The organism is Mucilaginibacter sp. (assembly GCF_025359345.1).
In the GTDB taxonomy this organism is placed as follows: domain Bacteria; phylum Bacteroidota; class Bacteroidia; order Sphingobacteriales; family Sphingobacteriaceae; genus Mucilaginibacter.
On sequence record NZ_JANYGQ010000012.1, the window covers coordinates 19,976 to 40,551 of the forward strand.

General features: G+C 43.1%; 17 protein-coding genes. 12 read left to right on the forward strand and 5 right to left on the reverse strand.

Features of this window, described 5'->3' with window-relative positions; translation table 11 throughout:
• Positions 1–619 precede the first annotated feature (619 nt).
• From ettA to Q0R52_RS06365, 3 genes are all read left to right on the forward strand, one after another.
• The gene (ettA, locus tag Q0R52_RS06355) at positions 620–2,302 is read left to right on the forward strand and encodes an energy-dependent translational throttle protein EttA (protein WP_252792968.1); all 1,683 of its coding nucleotides are present in this window, start codon (positions 620–622) and stop codon (positions 2,300–2,302) included.
• Positions 2,303–2,499: 197 nt separating this feature from the next.
• Positions 2,500–3,144: a hypothetical protein gene (locus tag Q0R52_RS06360; RefSeq protein WP_295793194.1), complete on the forward strand. Its 645-nt coding sequence runs from the start codon at positions 2,500–2,502 to the stop codon at positions 3,142–3,144.
• A 20-nt stretch (positions 3,145–3,164) separates the two neighbouring features.
• The gene (locus tag Q0R52_RS06365; protein WP_295793195.1) at positions 3,165–4,349 is read left to right on the forward strand and encodes a DUF4241 domain-containing protein; all 1,185 of its coding nucleotides are present in this window, start codon (positions 3,165–3,167) and stop codon (positions 4,347–4,349) included.
• 91 nt (positions 4,350–4,440) lie between these two features.
• Here Q0R52_RS06365 and Q0R52_RS06370 read toward each other — a convergent pair whose 3' ends face one another.
• Complete coding sequence (locus tag Q0R52_RS06370) at positions 4,441–6,009, reverse strand: carboxylesterase family protein (RefSeq protein WP_295793197.1); 1,569 nt, start codon at positions 6,007–6,009, stop codon at positions 4,441–4,443.
• A 264-nt stretch (positions 6,010–6,273) separates the two neighbouring features.
• Here Q0R52_RS06370 and Q0R52_RS06375 point away from each other — a divergent pair, with 264 nt between their 5' ends.
• Both Q0R52_RS06375 and Q0R52_RS06380 read left to right on the forward strand, forming a co-directional pair.
• Positions 6,274–8,190: a family 20 glycosylhydrolase gene (locus tag Q0R52_RS06375; RefSeq protein ID WP_295793198.1), complete on the forward strand. Its 1,917-nt coding sequence runs from the start codon at positions 6,274–6,276 to the stop codon at positions 8,188–8,190.
• Between the two features lie 101 nt (positions 8,191–8,291).
• Positions 8,292–9,590 carry a hypothetical protein gene (locus Q0R52_RS06380; protein WP_295793200.1) on the forward strand — a complete coding sequence of 433 codons (1,299 nt, stop codon included), beginning with the start codon at positions 8,292–8,294 and terminating at the stop codon, positions 9,588–9,590.
• Positions 9,591–9,674: 84 nt separating this feature from the next.
• Here the strand turns inward: Q0R52_RS06380 and Q0R52_RS06385 are convergent, their stop codons facing one another.
• From Q0R52_RS06385 to Q0R52_RS06400, 4 genes are all read right to left on the reverse strand, one after another.
• Complete coding sequence (locus Q0R52_RS06385; protein WP_295793201.1) at positions 9,675–10,826, reverse strand: metallophosphoesterase; 1,152 nt, start codon at positions 10,824–10,826, stop codon at positions 9,675–9,677.
• Between the two features lie 28 nt (positions 10,827–10,854).
• Complete coding sequence (locus Q0R52_RS06390; RefSeq protein ID WP_295793203.1) at positions 10,855–11,379, reverse strand: hypothetical protein; 525 nt, start codon at positions 11,377–11,379, stop codon at positions 10,855–10,857.
• Positions 11,380–11,432: 53 nt separating this feature from the next.
• Complete coding sequence (locus tag Q0R52_RS06395) at positions 11,433–11,921, reverse strand: CHAP domain-containing protein (RefSeq protein ID WP_295793206.1); 489 nt, start codon at positions 11,919–11,921, stop codon at positions 11,433–11,435.
• Positions 11,922–11,982: 61 nt separating this feature from the next.
• Positions 11,983–12,192, reverse strand: coding sequence for a hypothetical protein (locus Q0R52_RS06400; RefSeq protein ID WP_295793207.1), 210 nt, complete (start codon positions 12,190–12,192; stop codon positions 11,983–11,985).
• Positions 12,193–12,402: 210 nt separating this feature from the next.
• On the opposite strand from Q0R52_RS06400, the gene Q0R52_RS06405 reads away from it, so the two are divergent.
• From Q0R52_RS06405 to Q0R52_RS06435, 7 genes are all read left to right on the forward strand, one after another.
• The gene (locus Q0R52_RS06405; protein ID WP_295793209.1) at positions 12,403–13,350 is read left to right on the forward strand and encodes a hypothetical protein; all 948 of its coding nucleotides are present in this window, start codon (positions 12,403–12,405) and stop codon (positions 13,348–13,350) included.
• 638 nt (positions 13,351–13,988) lie between these two features.
• The gene (locus Q0R52_RS06410; protein ID WP_295793210.1) at positions 13,989–14,774 is read left to right on the forward strand and encodes an ATP-binding protein; all 786 of its coding nucleotides are present in this window, start codon (positions 13,989–13,991) and stop codon (positions 14,772–14,774) included.
• 1 nt (position 14,775) lies between these two features.
• Positions 14,776–15,414 carry a response regulator transcription factor gene (locus Q0R52_RS06415; protein WP_295793211.1) on the forward strand — a complete coding sequence of 213 codons (639 nt, stop codon included), beginning with the start codon at positions 14,776–14,778 and terminating at the stop codon, positions 15,412–15,414.
• A 209-nt stretch (positions 15,415–15,623) separates the two neighbouring features.
• Entirely contained in the window at positions 15,624–16,844 is a 1,221-nt protein-coding gene (locus Q0R52_RS06420) for an acyltransferase (RefSeq protein ID WP_295793212.1), read from the forward strand.
• A gap of 31 nt (positions 16,845–16,875) precedes the next feature.
• Positions 16,876–17,718 (forward strand): hypothetical protein, encoded by an 843-nt coding sequence (locus Q0R52_RS06425; RefSeq protein ID WP_295793213.1) that lies wholly within the window; start codon positions 16,876–16,878, stop codon positions 17,716–17,718.
• Positions 17,719–17,720: 2 nt separating this feature from the next.
• Positions 17,721–19,049, forward strand: a complete 1,329-nt coding sequence (locus tag Q0R52_RS06430; protein ID WP_295793214.1) for an acetylxylan esterase — start codon at positions 17,721–17,723, stop codon at positions 19,047–19,049.
• Positions 19,050–19,260: 211 nt separating this feature from the next.
• Complete coding sequence (locus tag Q0R52_RS06435) at positions 19,261–20,562, forward strand: acetylxylan esterase (RefSeq protein WP_295793216.1); 1,302 nt, start codon at positions 19,261–19,263, stop codon at positions 20,560–20,562.
• The last annotated feature ends 14 nt before the right edge of the window (positions 20,563–20,576 follow it).

Below are 20,576 nucleotides of genomic sequence, written 5' to 3' on the forward strand. Positions count from 1 at the left end.
TAATATTTGTCATCAGATGTGCAAAGTCTTTGGGGTAATAAATAAGCCGCGACCTATTATACTCACAAACTCATCGTTTTGTTGGTGACAACACCAACAAAGGCGGAATTCGCTAAATTGGGTGTGCACAATTTTTGCGTGTTACAAATAGTCGCCGGCCTATTCTACCCACAAACATCATCGTTTTGTTGGTGACAACACCAACAAAGGCAGAAAAGAGGTGGTGCTCTCGTGCGCCGCTGTCTGTAGTTGTTCTGTGAATTTGAACGGGGGTTTACAGGTGTAAAGGCCTTTTATTTTATAATATATTGGATGCCAGTAATTTACTATTGGACCGGGCTGTATTGTAAACCCCGTCTGTAAACCCTGAATTAATACGCTGACTATCAATATATTATAAAAGGATAAAACTGAATACCGTTGATAATCAGCATGTTTCACAGCGTTCGGGGTGTTCGTGTGCAGATATGGAACACCCCGCTGCCGCCGGCTTTTTTTTCAATTAATCAACAACAATTAACCCAATCAACTTAATCAACAATTCCCTAATTTAGCCACTTGGTTACCGTGATTAGCTAATCACTAAATCACCCATTCACTAATTCACTAATTAAAAGTCATGGCAGACGAAAAGATAATTTTTTCGATGGCAGGCGTAAGCAAAGTTTACCCGCCGCAAAAAACAGTTTTAAAAAATATTTACCTGTCGTTTTTTTACGGCGCCAAAATAGGGGTTATCGGTTTAAACGGATCGGGTAAGTCGAGCCTGTTAAAAATTATAGCCGGGATAGATAAAACGAACATCGGCGAAGTTGTTTTTTCTCCCGGATATACCGTTGGTTACCTTAGCCAGGAACCCGAGCTTGATCCCAATAAAACGGTTAAGGAGGTTGTGGAGGAAGGCGTTGCCGAAACCACGGCCTTATTAAAAGAGTACGAAGACATTAACGAGAAGTTTGGCCTTGAAGAGTACTACGGCGACCCCGATAAAATGGAGAAGCTGATGAACCGCCAGGGTGAATTGCAGGATAAAATTGACGCGGTAAACGCCTGGGAGCTCGACGTAAAATTGGAGCGCGCCATGGATGCCCTGCGCTGTCCTGACCCTGACGCTAAAATTTCGGTATTGTCTGGTGGTGAGCGTCGCCGCGTGGCCCTGTGCCGCTTATTGCTTCAGGAACCTGATGTTTTACTATTGGACGAGCCAACCAACCACCTTGATGCAGAATCCATCGACTGGCTGGAGCAACATCTTAAACAATACAAAGGCACTGTAATAGCCGTAACCCACGACCGTTACTTCCTTGACAACGTAGCCGGCTGGATACTGGAACTCGACAGGGGAGAGGGCATTCCATGGAAAGGCAACTATTCTTCATGGCTCGACCAGAAGGCCAAACGCCTTGCCCAGGAAGATAAAACCGAAAGCAAGCGCCAAAAAGCTTTGGAGCGCGAGCTGGAATGGGTACGGATGGGGCCAAAGGGCCGTCATACCAAATCAAAGGCGCGTTTATCAAACTATGACAAATTAGCATCGGAGGAAACCAAGGACAGGGAAGAAAAGCTGGAATTGTTTATTCCGCCGGGCCCGCGTTTGGGTAATATTGTGATTGAAGCGAATGGGGTCAGCAAATCGTACGGTGATAAATTGTTATTTGACAATTTGAGTTTTTCGCTGCCACCTGCAGGGATTGTGGGCATCATCGGCCCGAATGGTGCGGGTAAAACCACACTGTTCCGCCTGATAACCGGGCAGGATAAACCTGATGCAGGTACCTTCCGGGTTGGTGAAACGGTAGCTTTGGGCTATGTTGACCAACTGCATGATGACCTTGACCCTAATAAATCTGTTTGGGAAAACGTAACCGGCGGACTGGAGACTATTATGGTGGGCAATAAGCCGCTTAACTCCCGCGCCTACGTGTCCCGCTTTAACTTTAACGGCGCCGATCAGCAGAAAAAAGTGGGTGTGCTATCGGGTGGAGAGCGCAACCGCGTGCACCTGTCCATCACCCTTAAAAAAGGTTCGAACGTTTTATTGCTGGATGAGCCTACGAATGATATCGACGTAAATACTTTGCGCGCTTTGGAAGAAGCCCTGGAAAACTTTGGCGGCTGCGCAGTAGTCATCAGTCACGACAGGTGGTTTTTGGACAGGATTTGTACGCATATACTAGCCTTTGAAGGCAATAGCCAGGTTTACTTTTTTGAAGGGAATTACTCGGATTACGAAGAAAACCGGAAAAAACGTTTGGGTGATGTTGCGCCGAAGAGGATTAAGTATAAGAAGTTGACGGTGTAGTTGATGCGTCTGAGGGCAAGGCACCCAGAGTTAGATTTGACGACTTTTTAAAAGTTGTCAAATCTTTGCCAGATTTATCCAACGACCAAGACATATCACAATGAAAATATCATCTCTATCAGCTTTATTCTTTTTTGCTGCTGTTCTCCTGCGGAAGCAAACACCCGGGTGAGCAAACGACAGGTTTACTTTCGCATTTGGCAAGCATAACTGACAATGAAGATAAAGGCGTAAAAGAGATTTTAGACTTTTATGGAGGGGCTTGTGAATATTCAATTGGTGCCTCCCTCTCGACAGATGAAGGCAAAAACAAGTACTTTGAGATCAAGCTAACCAAGTCCGAATCATTGGATAAATTTTCAACCCAACCTGAAGTTGCGGCAACCAATGTTGCCTACATATTTTTCAGGAATTTAAAAGGCGAGAAGCGGAATTATGATGAGATACACTGCGTATTACTTTTTGACGATGGTAAGAAGTATGAAGCCAGCTACTCAATGGACAAATTGGAATTGATTGCGCACAAGCTGGTCATATTAAATAATGCGGTTGATTTTATTAAGAATAAGAAATTCGATGACTTAAAGCTTCTGTTAAGCGATGGCTCGTACACCCAGGCAGCTAAGAACGAACTTATAGCCAGTATTCAAAAAATCGAACCCACCTTTAGCCCCATAAAGGGTTTCAGACCTTATGGTTTTAAGTACGAGACTTTAAACGGGTATAACGTTTTAAATATTTTAGTCGCAGTAATAAGGGAAAAAGATAATACCCAGCTTTCGCTAAAAGTTGATTTAAAACCGTCGGAAGACAAAATTCATTTCCTGGACTATAAATTCTGAAAATTGAAAATGCCCGTTAAATGAGCGAACCCATTTTTAAAAAACCCAACATCACGCCTTATCACACCCTGCTCACCATTCTTTTTTTTGCAGGGTTAATTCTCCTTGTCGCCCAAATTAAAATCTACCACAATACCTTTATCAACTACGTTATACCGACCGCCGTTTGGCTTGTAACCGGGTTAGTTGCTACACCGCTGCTCGCAAATACGCTAACCTTGCACTATAATACCAGGTCGCCTGTTTTGCAACTGGTTTACAATCTGTGCACCTGGGGCAGTATTGCTGTTTACGCGTTTATGGCCTCCAACTTTTATTTCGGCAAAGGCAGTGTTGTTACTTTTAAAACTACAATTACAAAAACAGGTGAACTGGCTAAAGGCGCCTTTGGCTGCGGTGAACCTTACGTGAATGTTGTTTATGATGGTGTTGAAAAGGAGGTGATTTTCGGTTGTGGTATCCCGGTTGCCAATTACAAAGATTTAGAGTTGTCTGTTAAAAAAGGCCTGTGGGGATTTAACGTTATTAAAACCGGCAGTTTGCTAAATGAAAAGAAAGGAAGCGAGGTAGGGTTGCATCCGGCAAATTATAATGTTTATTTTGACAGCACCAGCTACCAGGGCACACCCCTTAAACTGCGACAACTGGGAGAGTTAAACATACCTACCGGCAAAATTATAGTTGGCGATCCGTTAGTAACTATTTACAATAGCGACCCGCTTAAAAAAGAAATTAAGCCCGGCAAATACCCGGTTATAGTTTGCATAGCAAAAACCGGTAAATCGGGCGACCGTTACGCCGTAGTAAAGCTGGAGGTGTCCAAAAACAAAGCTGTTAAATGGGAACTGGCGCTAACCGCAAAACAACACCTGGAAGACCTTAAAGGCGACCAGATATTTGGTTTCGCGGTTGATGCCGGACTGGGTTGTTTTGTTGATGTGCAAACAAGAGACTTTTTTAACCAGTATAATGATAGTTTTACTAAAAAAGATAAAACCTGGAACGTATACGATGAAGTACTGGCGGCGGAGTTTAAAAAGAATGCCCTCGATCCCAAAGACCCTAATGATGCCGGCGACTGGGTGAATTTTTACCTGCCAACAAAGCCTGCTTTAAACATCATTATGTTTCAATCAGGCTTTGGTGATGGGTTTACCCCTCGTTTTGGGGTCTTGATGACAAAGGCCAGGTATGCAGTTTGGTGATTGATTTTGGAATTTTGTAGGAACGCCCAGGTTGGGTTCGACACTAAAGCGACTATCGAACCCAACCTAATATCCCAAGCAACCGATTCAACTACTTCCCCTCCAAATGCTTCAGCACAAACTCCAATTCCGCTTTGTCGGGCAACGGACTTGTTATGGCTTTATCATCAAAAACAATAACCCTGCTTTGGGAATTATTATATTTCGGCCATTCGGGCAAGCCTCCGCCATTGGGATTTCCAGTTTTTATAAAATTTACCCAATAGGCCGACATTTGGCCGGCAAGCATATGGTCTTCCGGTTTCCAACGGCGGTTTAAAAATTTCAGGTCGTCCATTATATAAGCAACTTCGCCGGTGTGGAATGCGCCATATTTTTCAAAATCGGGTGTGGCAGGCAGCTTGTGCTGAAAATAGTAAACATATACGGGCGCTTTTCGCGAAGCCTGCATACTTGCCCATTTATAACCCGATGCGGCGAATATCATGTCGCGGCTTAATTTGTTTTGCGAATGCACGGCCTCTTCTTCGGTATTAGCCTGGAAAAATTTCAGGAAAGTTTCTGCTTCCTTACCATATTGCCGTTCGGCGTCTTTCTTAAATTCTTCTTTGGTTTGATATTTAAACACAAAGGCTTCATCGGCATTCCAGCCGGTTAACAGGGGGATGCTGTTTTCTTTGTGTTCGGCGAATATTTTAGCAACCGGCTCAGGCAACACATAGCCGTCAACAATTGGCGAAAACCTCGCCGGCGCCTTCATCAAATCTTCGGCCGAAAGCTTACGCAGTTCTTCCAGGGTATTGGCATGTAATGTGGTTGCAACTTTTACGCCTTCCGCTTCGGCATCTTTTAAAGTTTTTGATTGTATCAGCGGGTTTGCCACCATAAATGAGCCGCTTTCTGCTATGGCCTTGTTAAACAAACCTTTTGCCACAGGCGAAGCAATTAAACAATTAACACTCATTGACCCTGCCGACTGCCCGGCGATGGTTACGTTGTTTGGGTCGCCGCCAAATTTGGCTATATTTTTCTTTACCCATTTTAAAGCTTCGATTTGGTCAAGCAACGCATAGTTACCTGAAACGTTACCCGGAGATTCTTTGCTTAACTCAGGATGCGCTAAAAAGCCAAAAATGCCAACGCGGTAATTTATCGACACAAATATTACCCCTTTTTTGGCCATTGCCTCGCCATCATAAATTGGCACCCCGGCGCCCCCGCTGCTAAAGCCACCGCCGTATATCCACACAAAAACAGGCTTTTTTGGCCCGATATTATTTTTGGCCCATACATTTAAATACAAGCAATCTTCGCTTATGGGTGCATCGGGTATTAAAAATTCTTTTGTGTAAACACCAAACGGCACAGGTTTGGCCTGCATAGGGCTGGGACCAAATACATCACATTTTTTCACGCCCGTCCAATGCTCCACAGGCTGGGGCGCTTTCCAGCGTAAATTGCCTACAGGCGGCGCAGCAAAAGGGATACCTTTAAATGATATCACATCGCTGGTTTCGCTCTTAACACCCGAGACCTGGCCTCCTTCGACATTAATAACACCCGGCAAAAAAGCAGCAGGATTTTTTGAACTGAATGAATAAAACAAAACAGCGGCGCCAGCCAACACGGCGAAAACTGCCAGGGAATAAAGTTTTTTCATGAAATTGGGTTTATAATGTGTCTTTGTGACGCAATATAACGAAAAAGTTGATTAGGTTGATTAAGTTAGCGGTTGATTAAGTTGGAAAGAGAATCGCTGATTTTGAGATGGTTGCGTTGATTTCGCTGATTTAGGCATACGTTGCTATAACTTAATCAACTCAATCTAACCCAATCAACTTAATCAACCTCTTTTTAAATTAAATTAAAAAGTATAATTTGCATCACGATATCCCTGCCAGTTAACCGCTTATAAATTTCAAATATGAAAAAACTATCCTTAGCATTCTGCTGCTGTTTTGTTTCGTTTTTATCGTTCGGCCAAACATCCAAAAATACGTTGGCCGTCATTCCGGAACCTGTAAAAACGGTAATAAAGCCCGGTCAATTTATTTTACCCAAATATGTAACCATACAGGCGCCTTTAACAAAAGACGTGGTGTTGGTAACCGAATATTTAAAAAGAAAACTAACCGGAGCCGCCGGGGCAATGGTTACCTTAAAAGCAAACTCGGCTGCGCCCGCCGCAATTAAGCTGTTGCTTAATAAAAAGGCAGATACTGTTTTAGGTAAAGAAGGTTACCATCTTTGGGTAGGCGCAAAAGGCGTTGTGATAAGTGCAAATGAGCCGGCCGGTTTATTTTATGGGGTGCAAACCCTGATACAATTGTTGCCAAAGGAAATTGAAAGTGCCGAAGTGCAGCATGTAAAATGGGTTGCGCCTTGTGTTGATATTATCGATTATCCGCGTTTTGGATGGCGCGGCTTAATGCTCGACGTTTCGAGGCACTTCTTTACCAAGCAGGAGGTCAAACAGTACATCGACCAGATGGTGCGCTATAAATTTAACCTGCTGCATATGCACCTTACTGACGACGAAGGCTGGCGTATTGAGATTAAAAGCCTGCCGCGTTTAACCACCGTGGGCGCTTACAATGTTAAAAAGGTTGGCGAATTTGGCAATTTCAGCGCGCCAACCCCTGATGAGCCGCGCACTTACGGCGGTTTTTATACCCAGGAAGATATTAAAGAACTGGTTCAATATGGTAAAGACCGTTTCCTGAACATTATGCCCGAAGTTGATGTGCCGGGGCATAGCCTGGCTGCGGTGGTATCGTACCCCGAACTTTCATGCACAGCAGGTGCTGATAAATACCAGGTTCGCTCGGGCGAGCATATGATGGACTTTGGTTCGGGCGGTATTAAGGCCTTGGTTGATAATACGCTTAACCCTGCCAGCGAGAAAACTTACGAGTTTTTAGATAAGGTGATGTCAGAAATTTCGCAGCTTTTCCCATTTGGCTATATCCATTTAGGTGGCGACGAATGCGCCAAGAATTTCTGGGAACAAAGTGCCGACGTTAAGGCGCTGATGGCAAAGGAAAACCTGAAAAATATGGAAGAGGTGCAAAGCTATTTCGAAAAGCGCCTGGAAACCATTGTTGAGTCAAAAGGCAAGAAATTTATGGGTTGGGACGAAATTATCGAAGGCGGGCTGGGCCCTAAAGCCGCAGTAATGAGCTGGCGCGGTATTCAAGGTGGCATTACCGCTTCAAAGCTTGGTCACGAAGTGGTGATGAGCCCAACTACATTCGCTTACCTGGACTACATGCAAAGCGACCGCGTTATGGAACCGCATGTGTATGCTTCACTTCGCCTCAATAAATCGTACGAGTTTGAGCCGGTGCCAGATAGCGCTGACGCTAAATTAATTTTAGGCGGACAAGCTAACTTGTGGACAGAGCAGGTGTTTAATTTCAGGCAGGTGGAGTATATGACCTGGCCGCGCGGGTTTGCGATATCCGAGTCGGTTTGGTCGCCGAAGGCAAAGAAGAACTGGAATAATTTTTATCCGAGGGTTGAAAAACATTTCGCCCGTTTTAACGAGGCCGAAATAAAATACGCACCAAGCGTTTATGATCCGGACTTTAAGCCACAAATGAATACCGACAACAAACTGACCGTTGAGATGACCACCGAAATACCCGGTTTGGATATTTATTACAGCTTTGATAACTCGTATCCCGACAGGTTTTATCCGAAATATACCGGTGCTGTTGAAGTGCCTAAAGATGCCAGCCAGTTAAAGGTGATAACTTACCGCGGCAAAGAGCCGATTGGCAGGATGATATCTATGCCGGTGGCAGAGTTGAAAAGGAGAGTTGGGCAGAAGGGGCAGTAGATTTAGTCTAAAGTCCTTAGTCTAAAGTCTTGAGTCGAAAATTTGTGGTTTTCGGACTTAAGACTTTAGACTCAATACTTAGGACTTAAAAAAATAAGTTTATGAGAAGAAAAATCCAGATCATCGCTTTGTTGGCCGTGTTTACCGGCACTTCTTCTTTTAATGTTAAACCTGTTCCTTTTCGTCCACAGGTTGTTTTAACCCATGCAAAACGATTTGTATTTAAATCATTTGTCGATTGTAATATGTCGGAAGTATGGGTGGGTAATAAGTTTATTATTTTTCCCGGCAAATATGGCGAAGACCCGCTATGGGGGCCATCACATAACCTTAAGTACGCCGTAGGCAATACCGTTGACGAGGCTTTCAACACCAAAGAGAAAAAATTTATTGAACCCAAATTGCCGCCAAATGTGCCGCCCGGCAAACCGGGGTTGCACGGCGCCGTTTGGTTCGAATCGGTTTACCAGGATGTGAAGGATACATCCGGCAAAACCTTGTATGCACTTTACCATAACGAAAATTATCCCCAAACGCTGCCTTACGACGCCCGCACCGGCAAAGGGTATAAAAACTATAAGTGGCCTCAAGGGTTGAAAGGGCCGTCGTCGGCCTCGGCAGTTTGTCGTATTGGCATTATGAAATCAACCGATGGCGGCCAAAGCTGGGATAACCGGGGCATATTTTTGGAAGATGAGCAACCCCGCCTGATACTGCACCCCAACAACACAGCCGCCAACTTTGCCGGCGGCACCGGCGACCCATCTGCAGTAGCAAACGGCAAATACCTCTATCTTTTTTATGGCGAATATGGCTATCCCGGTGTTTACAACGGGAAAACCTATAAGCCAATTGATGAATGGAAAGGTCAGTGCATCAGCATAGCCCGCATTGCATTAACCGATTTGGATAACCCCGCCGCCAAGGCAAAGCGCTGGGACGGTAAAGCATTTACCGTGCCTTACAACGGCGTGGGTAAGCCTGTAGCATCCATCCAAATCCCGCCCGCTGAAGGTGGCGGACCGGCGTCATCACCAACTGCCAAGTATTACTGGGGGCCATCCGTAAGCTGGAATACCTATTTAAATTGCTGGGTAATGCTGATGGCCAAAGCCGAAGGCCCCTCGTGGAAAGGCAGCAGCCTTTATGTATCATTCAACAAAAACGCTGACCTGGGCGCCGGCAAGAATTCTCAACAGTGGACTAAACCCGTATTACTGCTTGACAAACCCGGGCATACCCTGTGGTACCCATCGCTGCAGCCCCTAAATAGCGAAGCCAACCCGGCAAATAAATATTCATCCGTTAAAATGGGGCAAAAGGCAAGGCTGTTTTATAAGGATAACGATGGCGGAAAAAATGATTATGTATCGGAATGGGGGGTGGAGTTTAGGAAATAGAAAAGTCCAACAGGGACCATTTAAAAAGGCCTAAATCGCGTTTGAACAATAATGATTTAGGCCTTTTAATTAAGATACAGTACATTATAACGACACCACGACACTATCTGCTAAATATTGAGCGCGGCTGCTGTAAGAAAAAGTATCTGAACGAGAAGTTTCCCCGGTTATTTTATTAACAATGCTTACCACGCCTGAAATTTTTTGTTCATCTACGCTTAACGTAACATATCCATGATTTTTATCATCTCCATATAATAATCTTGCGCCAGTATTGTCATCAATATCCCCGGCAACCGCGGTTAAATTGTGTAAATGATAGTAACCTCCATTTCCTGCTACCAAAAACGGGGTCGGAGTTTCGCCGATTTTCTTTTCAATCCTTTGTATGTTGTGTACGTGTGCAGTTAATACCATATTCGGCACCCGCCTGGATTCATTGATGGCATGCTGCAATGCGTCAGCCATAGCCGGGCTGCCACTGTGATGATCGTCAAAGGAATACACCGGATGGTGGAGGCTAACAATCAAGGCCCTGTCTTTTGCTGCGGTGCTAAGTTCATTTGCCAGCCACTGCTGCTGCACTGAATCAATGGAACCATGTTCGGGTACATTGGTGTACATGCCCACGATAGTAACAAACGGACAAATTAAAGTGTAATATACATTTGGCAACGAAAGTGTAACACGCGGTTCATCCTTTGATATCGGATCAACGTGCGGAACAGGGGTCATAAAGTATCGCACCCAGCCGTCGAGGGATGTTTGTGAGGCATCGGCCGGATCACCATCATGGTTTCCAGGGATTGAAAATATCGGAGAGTCGTAATGTCCGTAGGGCTCATAAAACTGATCGTAATATTTGTTGATTTCACCGTTATAATACACAACATCGCCCAGGTGATAAAAAAATGATGGAGTATCATTATTGTGGGTGGCGAGGTCATGTTTCATCGCCGATGCTACCATAGCCTGGTAGTCAGGGTTCTTTACTCCACCAGTATCACCTACGGTATGAAACACAATTTTCCCGGCATCTTTCGCCTTTTGAGTAATGCCGGGAATTGCATTCTCAAGATTATAATGATAGGGCGGCTCACCTAACGGCGGTGGCAATGGTTGAAAACGTTGCGTACGATGTGTAAGCAATGACAACGGCTGCACGCCGGTATGGGCCTGCGATCTTTTTTTGGGCGGGCGTGTTTGCGCCTGGCCCTGGATAAGAGAGTTTATCATGATATCGAAGGATAAAAGTTGGTTTAGATTAATTTATTTTAATATAATAATATACTGAGACGTTTTTGGGGCGCGTTTCAGAGCCTCCAAATGGTTGAACGGCTACAATAACATTATGGTCGCCGAAATTTGGATCACTGTTCCATTTGTCCCCGCCGCCGTCAACGTCATGAGTTCCGTTTGAGCCACAAACAGAACCATTAATATGGCCGCTCGCGTTATGTGGATGAGATCTAAGGCTATCTCCCTGATATGCACCTGCCTTCCTGTTACTGCTTGGATCGTCTTCATCAGCAGTAGTAATCAATAAATTTGGCTGACCGTTACTGAAGAAAGTATTCAAACCCCTCAAAAAACGACCTCTGAAATCGGGCGAAGCAGGTTCCCCGGTAATTTTTGAAAGAGCGGAGTCGACAATAATCCTGCCGTCAGCGGGTACCCAAACGGAAACTTTTGGATTGATTACGATTGGATCACCAGTAATTTTAACTAAATGATCATACTCAAGAACTGAAGCTATTACAGTTCCTAAAATGGGTGAATTAAATGGCATTTGTTTACAATTTTTTGCCTACTCTAAATCCGTTTTCGGCTTTCCCGGTTTAATTATTTTTTAGGTAACTGGCGTGGGTTATTGAGCACTTTGGGTGATACAAATGCTTTAACGTATTTCTTGTTCCTGTTCCTTAGCATTACCGCCCCGCCATCACTGTCACTGCCGATTGAAGTGTTGCCTTCGTAGCTTTGAAAGCTTTTTCCTTTCTCAAGCCATTTATAAAATATGCCGGTGTGGTCGCAATGGCCGTCTTCGTTCCAGTCATATAATACGATGTCGCCCATTTGCGGTTGAGTAACTGTTTCGGCTGTTTTTTTCCAGTGATCAAGGCCCGCCTGGCAGTTGGCGTAACCATCCTTCATATCGATATCACCCAGGGGATACCCGGCATGGTAATAAACCCAGCTAACAAAAATGGCACACCATTTTTGGCCATCTAACCCAGCCCATTTACCATATTTAGTGCGGTTTGAGCCCGCAGGGCTTTCTTTTGTTCCGACTTGTTCAGCCGCAACATCAATAACTTCTTGACGTGACATTTTTTAAGTTTTAAGGGTTGAAAATCCCCGCATGGTTGAAGTAACAATGCGGGGGTAAAGACTAACTGCAGATTTTCCCAATGATAGCATCGCCAGCAGCGATAATTGACTCCACGACAGCCTTCACTATCGGGTTTTTAATGAAGTTTTTTAGAATTTCCAAGCCCTCTTTTGCAATTGGCCAAATTTCACATAACCTGCTGTGGTCCTGGGTAGCGGCCTGCTCCAGGCTGATGTTGTCAGCATTTGCTAAAATTTCTTGTGTGCTCATTTTAATAAGATTTTAATAAGTGTTTAATGACATCAAATCTCAGCAGGAAATAAAAATGGGGTTACCGTAACAAAACCCTTTTTAACAGGGTGATTTTACGGTATTAAAAAGGGTTGAAATACGTTGTAGGCGTGATAGTTAGTGTGGAATTTTGGTTTGTTAAATAACAAATTAATTATTAAATTTATTGCAACTTAAATCGTATCAGTCATGAGAAAATTAGTTTTTGTCGTATTCGCGTCGTTAATTGCTTTTGCTTTTAGTCCAAAAAGTAATTTCAATAAAAAGGCACCTCCCGGACCTCAAGAAATCGAGGTAACATTGAATGGTTTTAGCAAATCTCAAGCAAATGCCCATGTAACATTGTTCAAAGGCACGGTCGATAAAGTTCCAGAAAACACTCAGGTATGGTTTAAAAAAGAAGTAATACAGGGCTGGTACGATTTACTTAATTCGAATGTCGAAAAAGATAAATCTGATGGCATAAGGATATATTTTTCCCGGTGTTTGCCATCGCCTGGAACCCCCATCCACAATAACAACGAGATTATGGTTGTTTCTACTTTTGCAAAAGATACCACTATTGATGGTAAAGATTCTATAATCCATGTTGACTATTTTAACCATTTGGATAGTGATCCGTTATTTAAACTAGCTTCAATACATGGTGAAATAACGCATTATAGCGATGCATTGAAAGGCACCGTTTTGTATGAAACATGCACCAACTGCGCGTCTCTTCCTACGTGTAACATAAGCTTCCCAAGTCAAATTCAGAGAAGTGATGGCGAACGGATGGTTCAAAATTTCCATAGGAAGCTATTTCATAAAGGAGAAATTAATTCTCAATCTGAATGGTTTTACAAGGATGTGATAGAATATTGGCTAAATGAAATGAATGGTGAACAAGATGGTATTCGTGTTTATTTTTCCCGCGGCGATAATGATGGTATAAAAAACGCAGCAAAATTCGTATTTGTACCGACAAAACCATCGGGGTCAGATCATATTGACGATATCGATTGTGATCCAAAACGAATTTCTTTTTTACAGTTCATTAAAAACAAAAAAAGGAACCGATTCTTGGACGCAGGAGTAACCGATAACGGCCAACTTTGCCCTAATCACTGTAGCGGAACAACTTTGCCCCAACCATAAACAAAAACTATGCTTAATTACTTCAATGCGAACACTGTTAGTGAGTTAGTTTGCTTCATTGTTGCACTCTTTTGCCTGATTAAGGATCACAATATAGCATGGAAAAGTATGATTCTTTTCCTTTTCATAACATGCGTGATCGAATTTTCGGGAACGTATATCGGAATAAGGTATGGTAATAACAATTGGGAATATAATATATTTTTAATGTGTGAGTCAGGCTTCACTAGTTTAATGTTTATTAATCTATTTTCGAAATACACCGACAGTAAGCCCATGATAATATATGGGCTTACGCTATTCGTTGTGTGCTACGCAACTGAAATGGCTTATCACAGTTTCTTGTATTACGATAATCTTACGTACGGTTTCATGTCTATCCAGTTTGTTCTTTATAGTCTGTACTACTTTTATCTGCTGTTGAAAGACGATGCTGTTGTAAAATTTAAATATTCCCCTGATTTTTGGTGGATTTGCGGCACGTTGTTTTTTTATTTTGGGAGTACCGCGTGCAATCTTTTCTACCATCAATTAGATAACATACAAATTTATCGCGGTGAACAATTGATTGATTTTATTTTCAAATTATTGAATGTAATTCTTTATGGTTGCTGGAGTTATTCTTTTATATGCAGGAAATGGATAAGGAAAACATTAAAGGATTAATAATCGTTAGTACACTTATTTTTCTTATAGCGCCGGTCTTTGTTTTCTCGTACGTTTTCATTCATAACCGCCGCAAAAAGCGTCACATCGAAGAAAAAGCCCTCATGCAGCTCACCTTCGATGCGGAAATAACCAAAACCCAGCTCGAAGTACAAGAACAAACCATGCAAACCATCGGCGCTGATCTGCATGATAATATCGGCCAGTTGCTTAGCATTACTTCGTTAACGCTTAACTCCATCGAGCTGGATAACGACAAAAAGAACAGGAAGAAAATCGACGCCGCTATCGACCTTACAATGCGTTCGATTAAGGAAATGCGGTTGCTTGGAAAATTGCTACAGGGCGACCAATTGGTGGGTATGGGCCTGGACGAAGCCATAAAGTACGAGATAAACTGGATCGAAAAATCGGGGAAGTATAAAGTTAACTACACCAACGACGGCGAAATGCCGGCGGCCAGCAGCCCGGACAAAGACCTGATTTTGTTTAGGATTTTGCAGGAGGTTTTGAACAACATTATTAAACATGCACAGGCCACAGTTATATCTATAAAACTGGAGTACGAGGATTCGGTGCTTCGGCTGCAGGTTAACGATAATGGCATCGGCTTTAACCATGCGGACTTACAACCGGGCCAAGTCGGAATGGGCCTGCGTAATATCCAAAAACGGGCCGGGATTATAGGCGGTGAGGCAAATATTACCTCGAACCCGGATGAAGGCACAACTATAGAAATACTAACACCATATCCTTGATATGCAAACGGATAAAATATTAATAGCTATTGTTGACGACCACACCCTTTTCAGGGATGGGGTGGCAGCACTTATGGCTGAGTTTGATGAACTACAGGTGATTTTCGAAGCCGAAAACGGCGAGCAAATGCAACACTTGCTTGCTAAACATCCACTGCCGCAGGTAATTTTAATGGACATCAACATGCCGGTAATGGACGGTTACATGGCTACCAAATGGATTAAAGACAATTATCCGCAAATAAGAGTTTTGGCACTCAGCATGTTTGAAGAGGATAAGGCGGTTATCCGGATGATAAAAAGCGGGGCAGGTGGTTATGTGCTAAAGGAGTCGAAACCGAGGGAGTTGCTTCATGCAATAAAAACCATAAACGAAAAGGGCGTTTATATAAACGAAATGGTATCGGGCAAACTAGTCCGCAAAGTTGCCGATGATGACGGCCCCGATTTTTCGCGCAAGGAATTTGAATTTTTGCGCCTCTGCTGCTCCGAATTAACCTACAAAGAAATTGCCGACTTAATGTTTGTTAGCCCCCGCACGGTTGATAATTACCGCGAGTCGCTTTTTCAAAAACTGAACCTGAAAACCCGCACCGGTTTGGTTTTGTATGCCATTCAAAACGAGATATTTAAATTTTAATACCCGGTATAAACGGAACGTTTTGCCCGTCCTGCATACAAGAAATTTCATAAATGCACCTCAACCCGGCCAGTTTCGAGAGACAAACTATTGCGTCCCTACGAAAAAAAATATCTCCAAATAAACTTTTCCACACCCATAGATTAACTTTTTGCGTACAAGGCTTAAATTTCGGGGTATCTTAGAAAATTATATAACATTTAAGCAGTTTGACACAAAGGTTACAACAAAACTATATACCAGCTTTAACCGGGGTACGCGCAATGGCGGCCTACCTGGTATTTATCTCTCACTTTGCGGAGGTTTTTGATGGCGGCTTCCCCCACATTATCCAGCGTTTTTTCGGAGAATTCCATATCGGTGTAAGCATTTTTTTCGTGTTGTCGGGTTTTTTAATCACTTTCAGGTATTACAACAGCTTTCATTTAACCGGCGCCTGGTTCAGGCAATATCTTAAAAACAGGGTCGCCCGTATTTACCCCATGTACTTTTTGCTAACGATTGCTGCCTTTACTTACTTTTTTATTACCGGTGATGCAAAGGTCACCAAAGGATTGCCGAACCCGGTTGGGTTGATGTTTATGAACATAACATTTGTGCGCGGCTTTTTTTACCAATACTGGGATACGGGCATTGCACAAGGCTGGAGCTTGACAGTTGAGGAATGCTTTTACTTTTCGGCACCCATTATTTTCCTCATCGCCAAAAAATACGGCAAGTTTTATATACAGCCGGTAATCATCACGATTTTCGCTATAGTGATGTTCCTTATTTTTCGCAATATTAACTGGCATGGCTTTTTTGGCGAGTTCAGCTTTGTAATGGTATTTACCTTTTTCGGTAGATGTTTCGAGTTTTTTGTGGGCGTACAGCTGGCGAGATATGTATTAAAAAACGGCTTTAAACGCACCAATAAGATCAGCTTTACCTACGTCGGCTTTATCATGATTTTTGTTTGCGTATTTGTGATGGCGCTGCAAACACCCATAGCGCCATGGTTATTTGGCCTGGAGACACCAATAGGTATCATCACTAACAATTATGTGCTGTGTATAATGGTGGCCTTCTTTTTTTATGGGATACTCACAGAGGAAACCAGCTTTAAAAAGCTGCTGGCTACCCCGTTTGTCGAACTGCTGGGCAAAAGCTCGTACATATTTTACCTTATTCATTTAGGGTGGATGTATACCCTCATTATGGGCAGCTTCAATCAGCTAAACGATTACATTTTTACCTTGTACGACAAATGGCAAAAAGACTGGATTTCACCCTTCCAGTACGACTGGGTGAACCTTTTGTTGGTTTTTATCGTATTAAACGCTGTTTCTATATGTTTATTTAAACTTATTGAGGAGCCGTTAAATCATACGATACGTAAATCAAACTTTTTAATTAAGTATAAACCACGCCCGAAAGGGATTGCGGATTAAGGAATTATTTTACAGCCGGCCTGAATTTACAATGAGAAAAACTGTCACGATTAGCCTTTACACCTGTTTGTGTTTTGTTTTGTTAACCCCGTTAAAAACATTTGCAGGCTTTCCTATTGGCAAATATCGCAATATTGTAGTCCCCACATTTTCATATTATCGCCAAACTGATAGGTTTGATGATAAGGATAATGTAATTAAAGGCGCCCCCGGTACCAGCTTTACATCGTATTCAAGTAATTTGTTTATAGGTTACGGCATATCACGTCGGTTAGATTTTATTGCTACCATTCCCTATTTATATCAGCAAAACATAGTTGCCCCGGGTTACAAGTTGGTTGATGCCGGTTTGGGCGACGCCGTAGTTGGTTTTAGCTACAACCTGGTAAACAGCAATTTTGTAAGATTTTTTTCGATAGGTGTATCTGCCATTGTGCCGATGTACAATATTCACGACGGACCATCGCCGCTGGGACTAAGTGCTTATGGCAGCGAGGTTAAGCTGATGTATTGTGGCAACCTGCCTAAAGACGTTTCAACAAAAGGCTATTTTAACCTTGAATTTGCCTATCGCAGGTATTACAATACCCAGGGCCCCGACCAAATTAGCCTTTTAGGCACGGTGGGTTACCCTGTATCAAAACATGACCAATTGAGTCTTGATATTTTGCTCTACAGGTCGTTCAGTTCAAACAAAGAATTTAACAGTAATATTTTTGCCGCGCGCGACTATTCGTTTTTTAAACCGCAGTTAAACTATGGGCATACGTTTACCCGCAGATTCTCTGCCTTTGTCGGCGGCTTTTATGTGCCGTTTGGTGTAAACACCGGGGTGGGCTACGGTGGATCGCTTTTAGGGGTTATTAAGATATAGTTATGAAAAAGGTTTGCTATATAATTGTTTTCGCGCTTGCAATCCTGCTGGGTTCATTGGCTGCCGTGAAAGCGCAGGAGCAAACCGAAGAAACGGGCGATGTGGTATTAAAAGCAACGCCATATAATAAAACTGCGCTTTTTACAAGCAGCGAAGAAGTGCGGTACCGGTTGCAACTGCACAACAATACAAAACAACAGCAAAACGGCCGCGTTTTATACCAGGTAACTACGGATGATGGCAAAAAAGTTACTGCCGATTCGGTCCAGATTTCGCTTAGGGAAGGGGGAGATAAAGATATCATTGTAAACATCCGCAAACGGAACACCGGTTTTTACAGGATAAACTTTATAGTTAAATTACCTGAGTACGACGACACCGTAAGACGCGTATTTGGCGTAAACCCCGAAAAGGTAACATCGCAATTGCATAAGCCTAAAGATTTTGATGCTTTTTGGAAACAAAGTAAAGTGGAACTGGCACAGGTGCCGGCCAATTACCGGGTGCTGGAGCGCAAAGACTTATCAACCCAGTATAAAAAAGTATATTCGGTTGAAATGCACTCTTTTGGTGATTTGGTTATCCGCGGCTGGCTGGTTGTGCCTACTGATGGCAGCAAGTTCCCTGTGCATTACCGTGTGCCCGGCTACGTGGTAAGTCTGCAGCCTAACATGGATAACGACGATTTTATTGCATTTGATTTGAATGTGCGCGGCAATGGGAACAGCAAAGATGTGATAAACATAGGCACGGATAATTACTCGTTAATAAACATCGAAAATAAAGACAAATACATTTACCGCGGCGTTTATATGGATTGCCTGCGTGGCCTCGACTTTTTATACTCGCACAGCAACCTTGGTATTGATACTTCGAAGATTTTTGTGGAAGGCGGCAGCCAGGGTGGTTCGCTGGCGCTGATAACCGCTGCGCTGGACAAACGCGTAAAGCTGCTAACCATGCAGGTGCCGCTATATGCCGATATACACGATAATTTTGCCATATCGGCATCGTACGAGCAGCAGGTTTTTCCGTTTAAAGTGTTCAGGAAATATCAAAGCCAGCACGCAGGTTTTTCGTGGGAGAAATTTTACAGCACTTTTGATTATTACGACCCGCAAAATTTTGCGCCCATGGTAAAGTGCCCGGTATTGATGGGGATTGGCCTTTTGGATCAGTTTTGCCCGCCGCGCTGCAGCATGGCTTTGTATAACCATATAAGCAGTACCAACAAAGAATTTGTGTGTGTACCAAACTCCACACACGAGGTTAATTTTAATTATTTTATGTTTCAAAACCTGTGGCTTCGCGAGAAATTCAGGATACCATAGGCAAATAAGTGTTGAATTGTTTACCCACTTTTTAACAGGGTTGTTACAATCAACAAGTTCAAAAAACGTTTTAAAAGGTAAAAAACCATACTGTGGGTACAATTGTTTACAGTTAAATGGGGAATTGGGATTTCGGCACGGTAATAGCCATATAAGGCAGTTACAAAGTTTAAATTGGCAGCCTGATGCCGGCCAGTTAATGAGTCAAATTATGATGGTAAAGTTTACAAATAAATTCCTGGTAATAGCCCTTGTCCTGGCATGCATAACCGGTGTTAACCGGGTGGCCGCGCAGGATGGTACCGTGAATACCAATGTAATAACGCACGATAAAGATGGCGTTTTCAATTCCACAGCATCGTATACTTTTGATGTAAGCAGCACCTACTCCACACCGCAAACCGGCAGGGTTAAATACGAAGTAACCACCGAGGCCGGCAAAAAAATGAGGTCAGATTCGGTTGTTGTAAAATTAGGCGGTAAAGGTTCTGCCAGTTATAATTTTGATATAGCCGGCCTGCCGTCAGGGTTTTACAAAATCAACTTCATGATTAATGTAACCGATTATGACGATACTACCCGCAAAGCATTTGGCATACGCCCCGATGAAATACGCTCGCAATACGGCAAACCAGCCGATTTTGACTCATTTTGGGCGAATGCAAAAGCCGAACTTGCAACTGTAAAACCCGAGTTTAAGGTTACCGAAATGCCCGACTCGAGCAAAGACAAGAGAAAAGTTTTTTTGGTTGAAATGAAATCGCTGGGTGGTTTAACCATTCGCGGATGGTTAACTGAGCCCATAACGAAAAACAAGAATAAAAAATTTGTAGTGATGCTGGCACTACCGGGTTACCAGGTTGATTTGAAGCCACTGTATGGCCTCGATCCGGATATTGCCATATTATCATTAAATATTCGCGGGCAGGGCAACAGCAGGGATGTAATTAACGTACGCAAAGAAACTTACATAACCCTTGGTGTTGAGGACAAAAATAAATACGTGTTAAAAGGCGCCATTATGGACTGTGTTCGGGCGGTAGACTTTATTTATACCCGCCCCGAATTAAGGCACGATAACATAATTGCTGTTGGCGGTAGCTTGGGTGGATTCCTGGCTGTTGCAACTTCTGGCGTTGATAACCGTATAAGCTTTTGTTCGGCAGCGAACCCGATACTTGGCGATGTGCGAAATTTGGCTAACCAGGTTGACTGGCCTTTTAACGACATAAAGAGATATGTTAATACAAGACCAGGACTAACTTTTGATAAGGTGTTAAATAATATGGACTATTTTGATGCCAAAAACTTTGCATCAGCAATAAAATGCCGCACATTGATGGGCATGGGCATGGTTGATAATATTGCACCGCCAAACACAGTACAAACTATTTACAACGGCATCCCGGCCGACAAACACCTGATTATCTTCAGGGATTTGGCGCACGAGATTGGCAAGAAGTATGTGGTATACGAGGGCCGCTGGATGCGCGACACTTTTGCTTTATTTTAACATTAACCATTTAT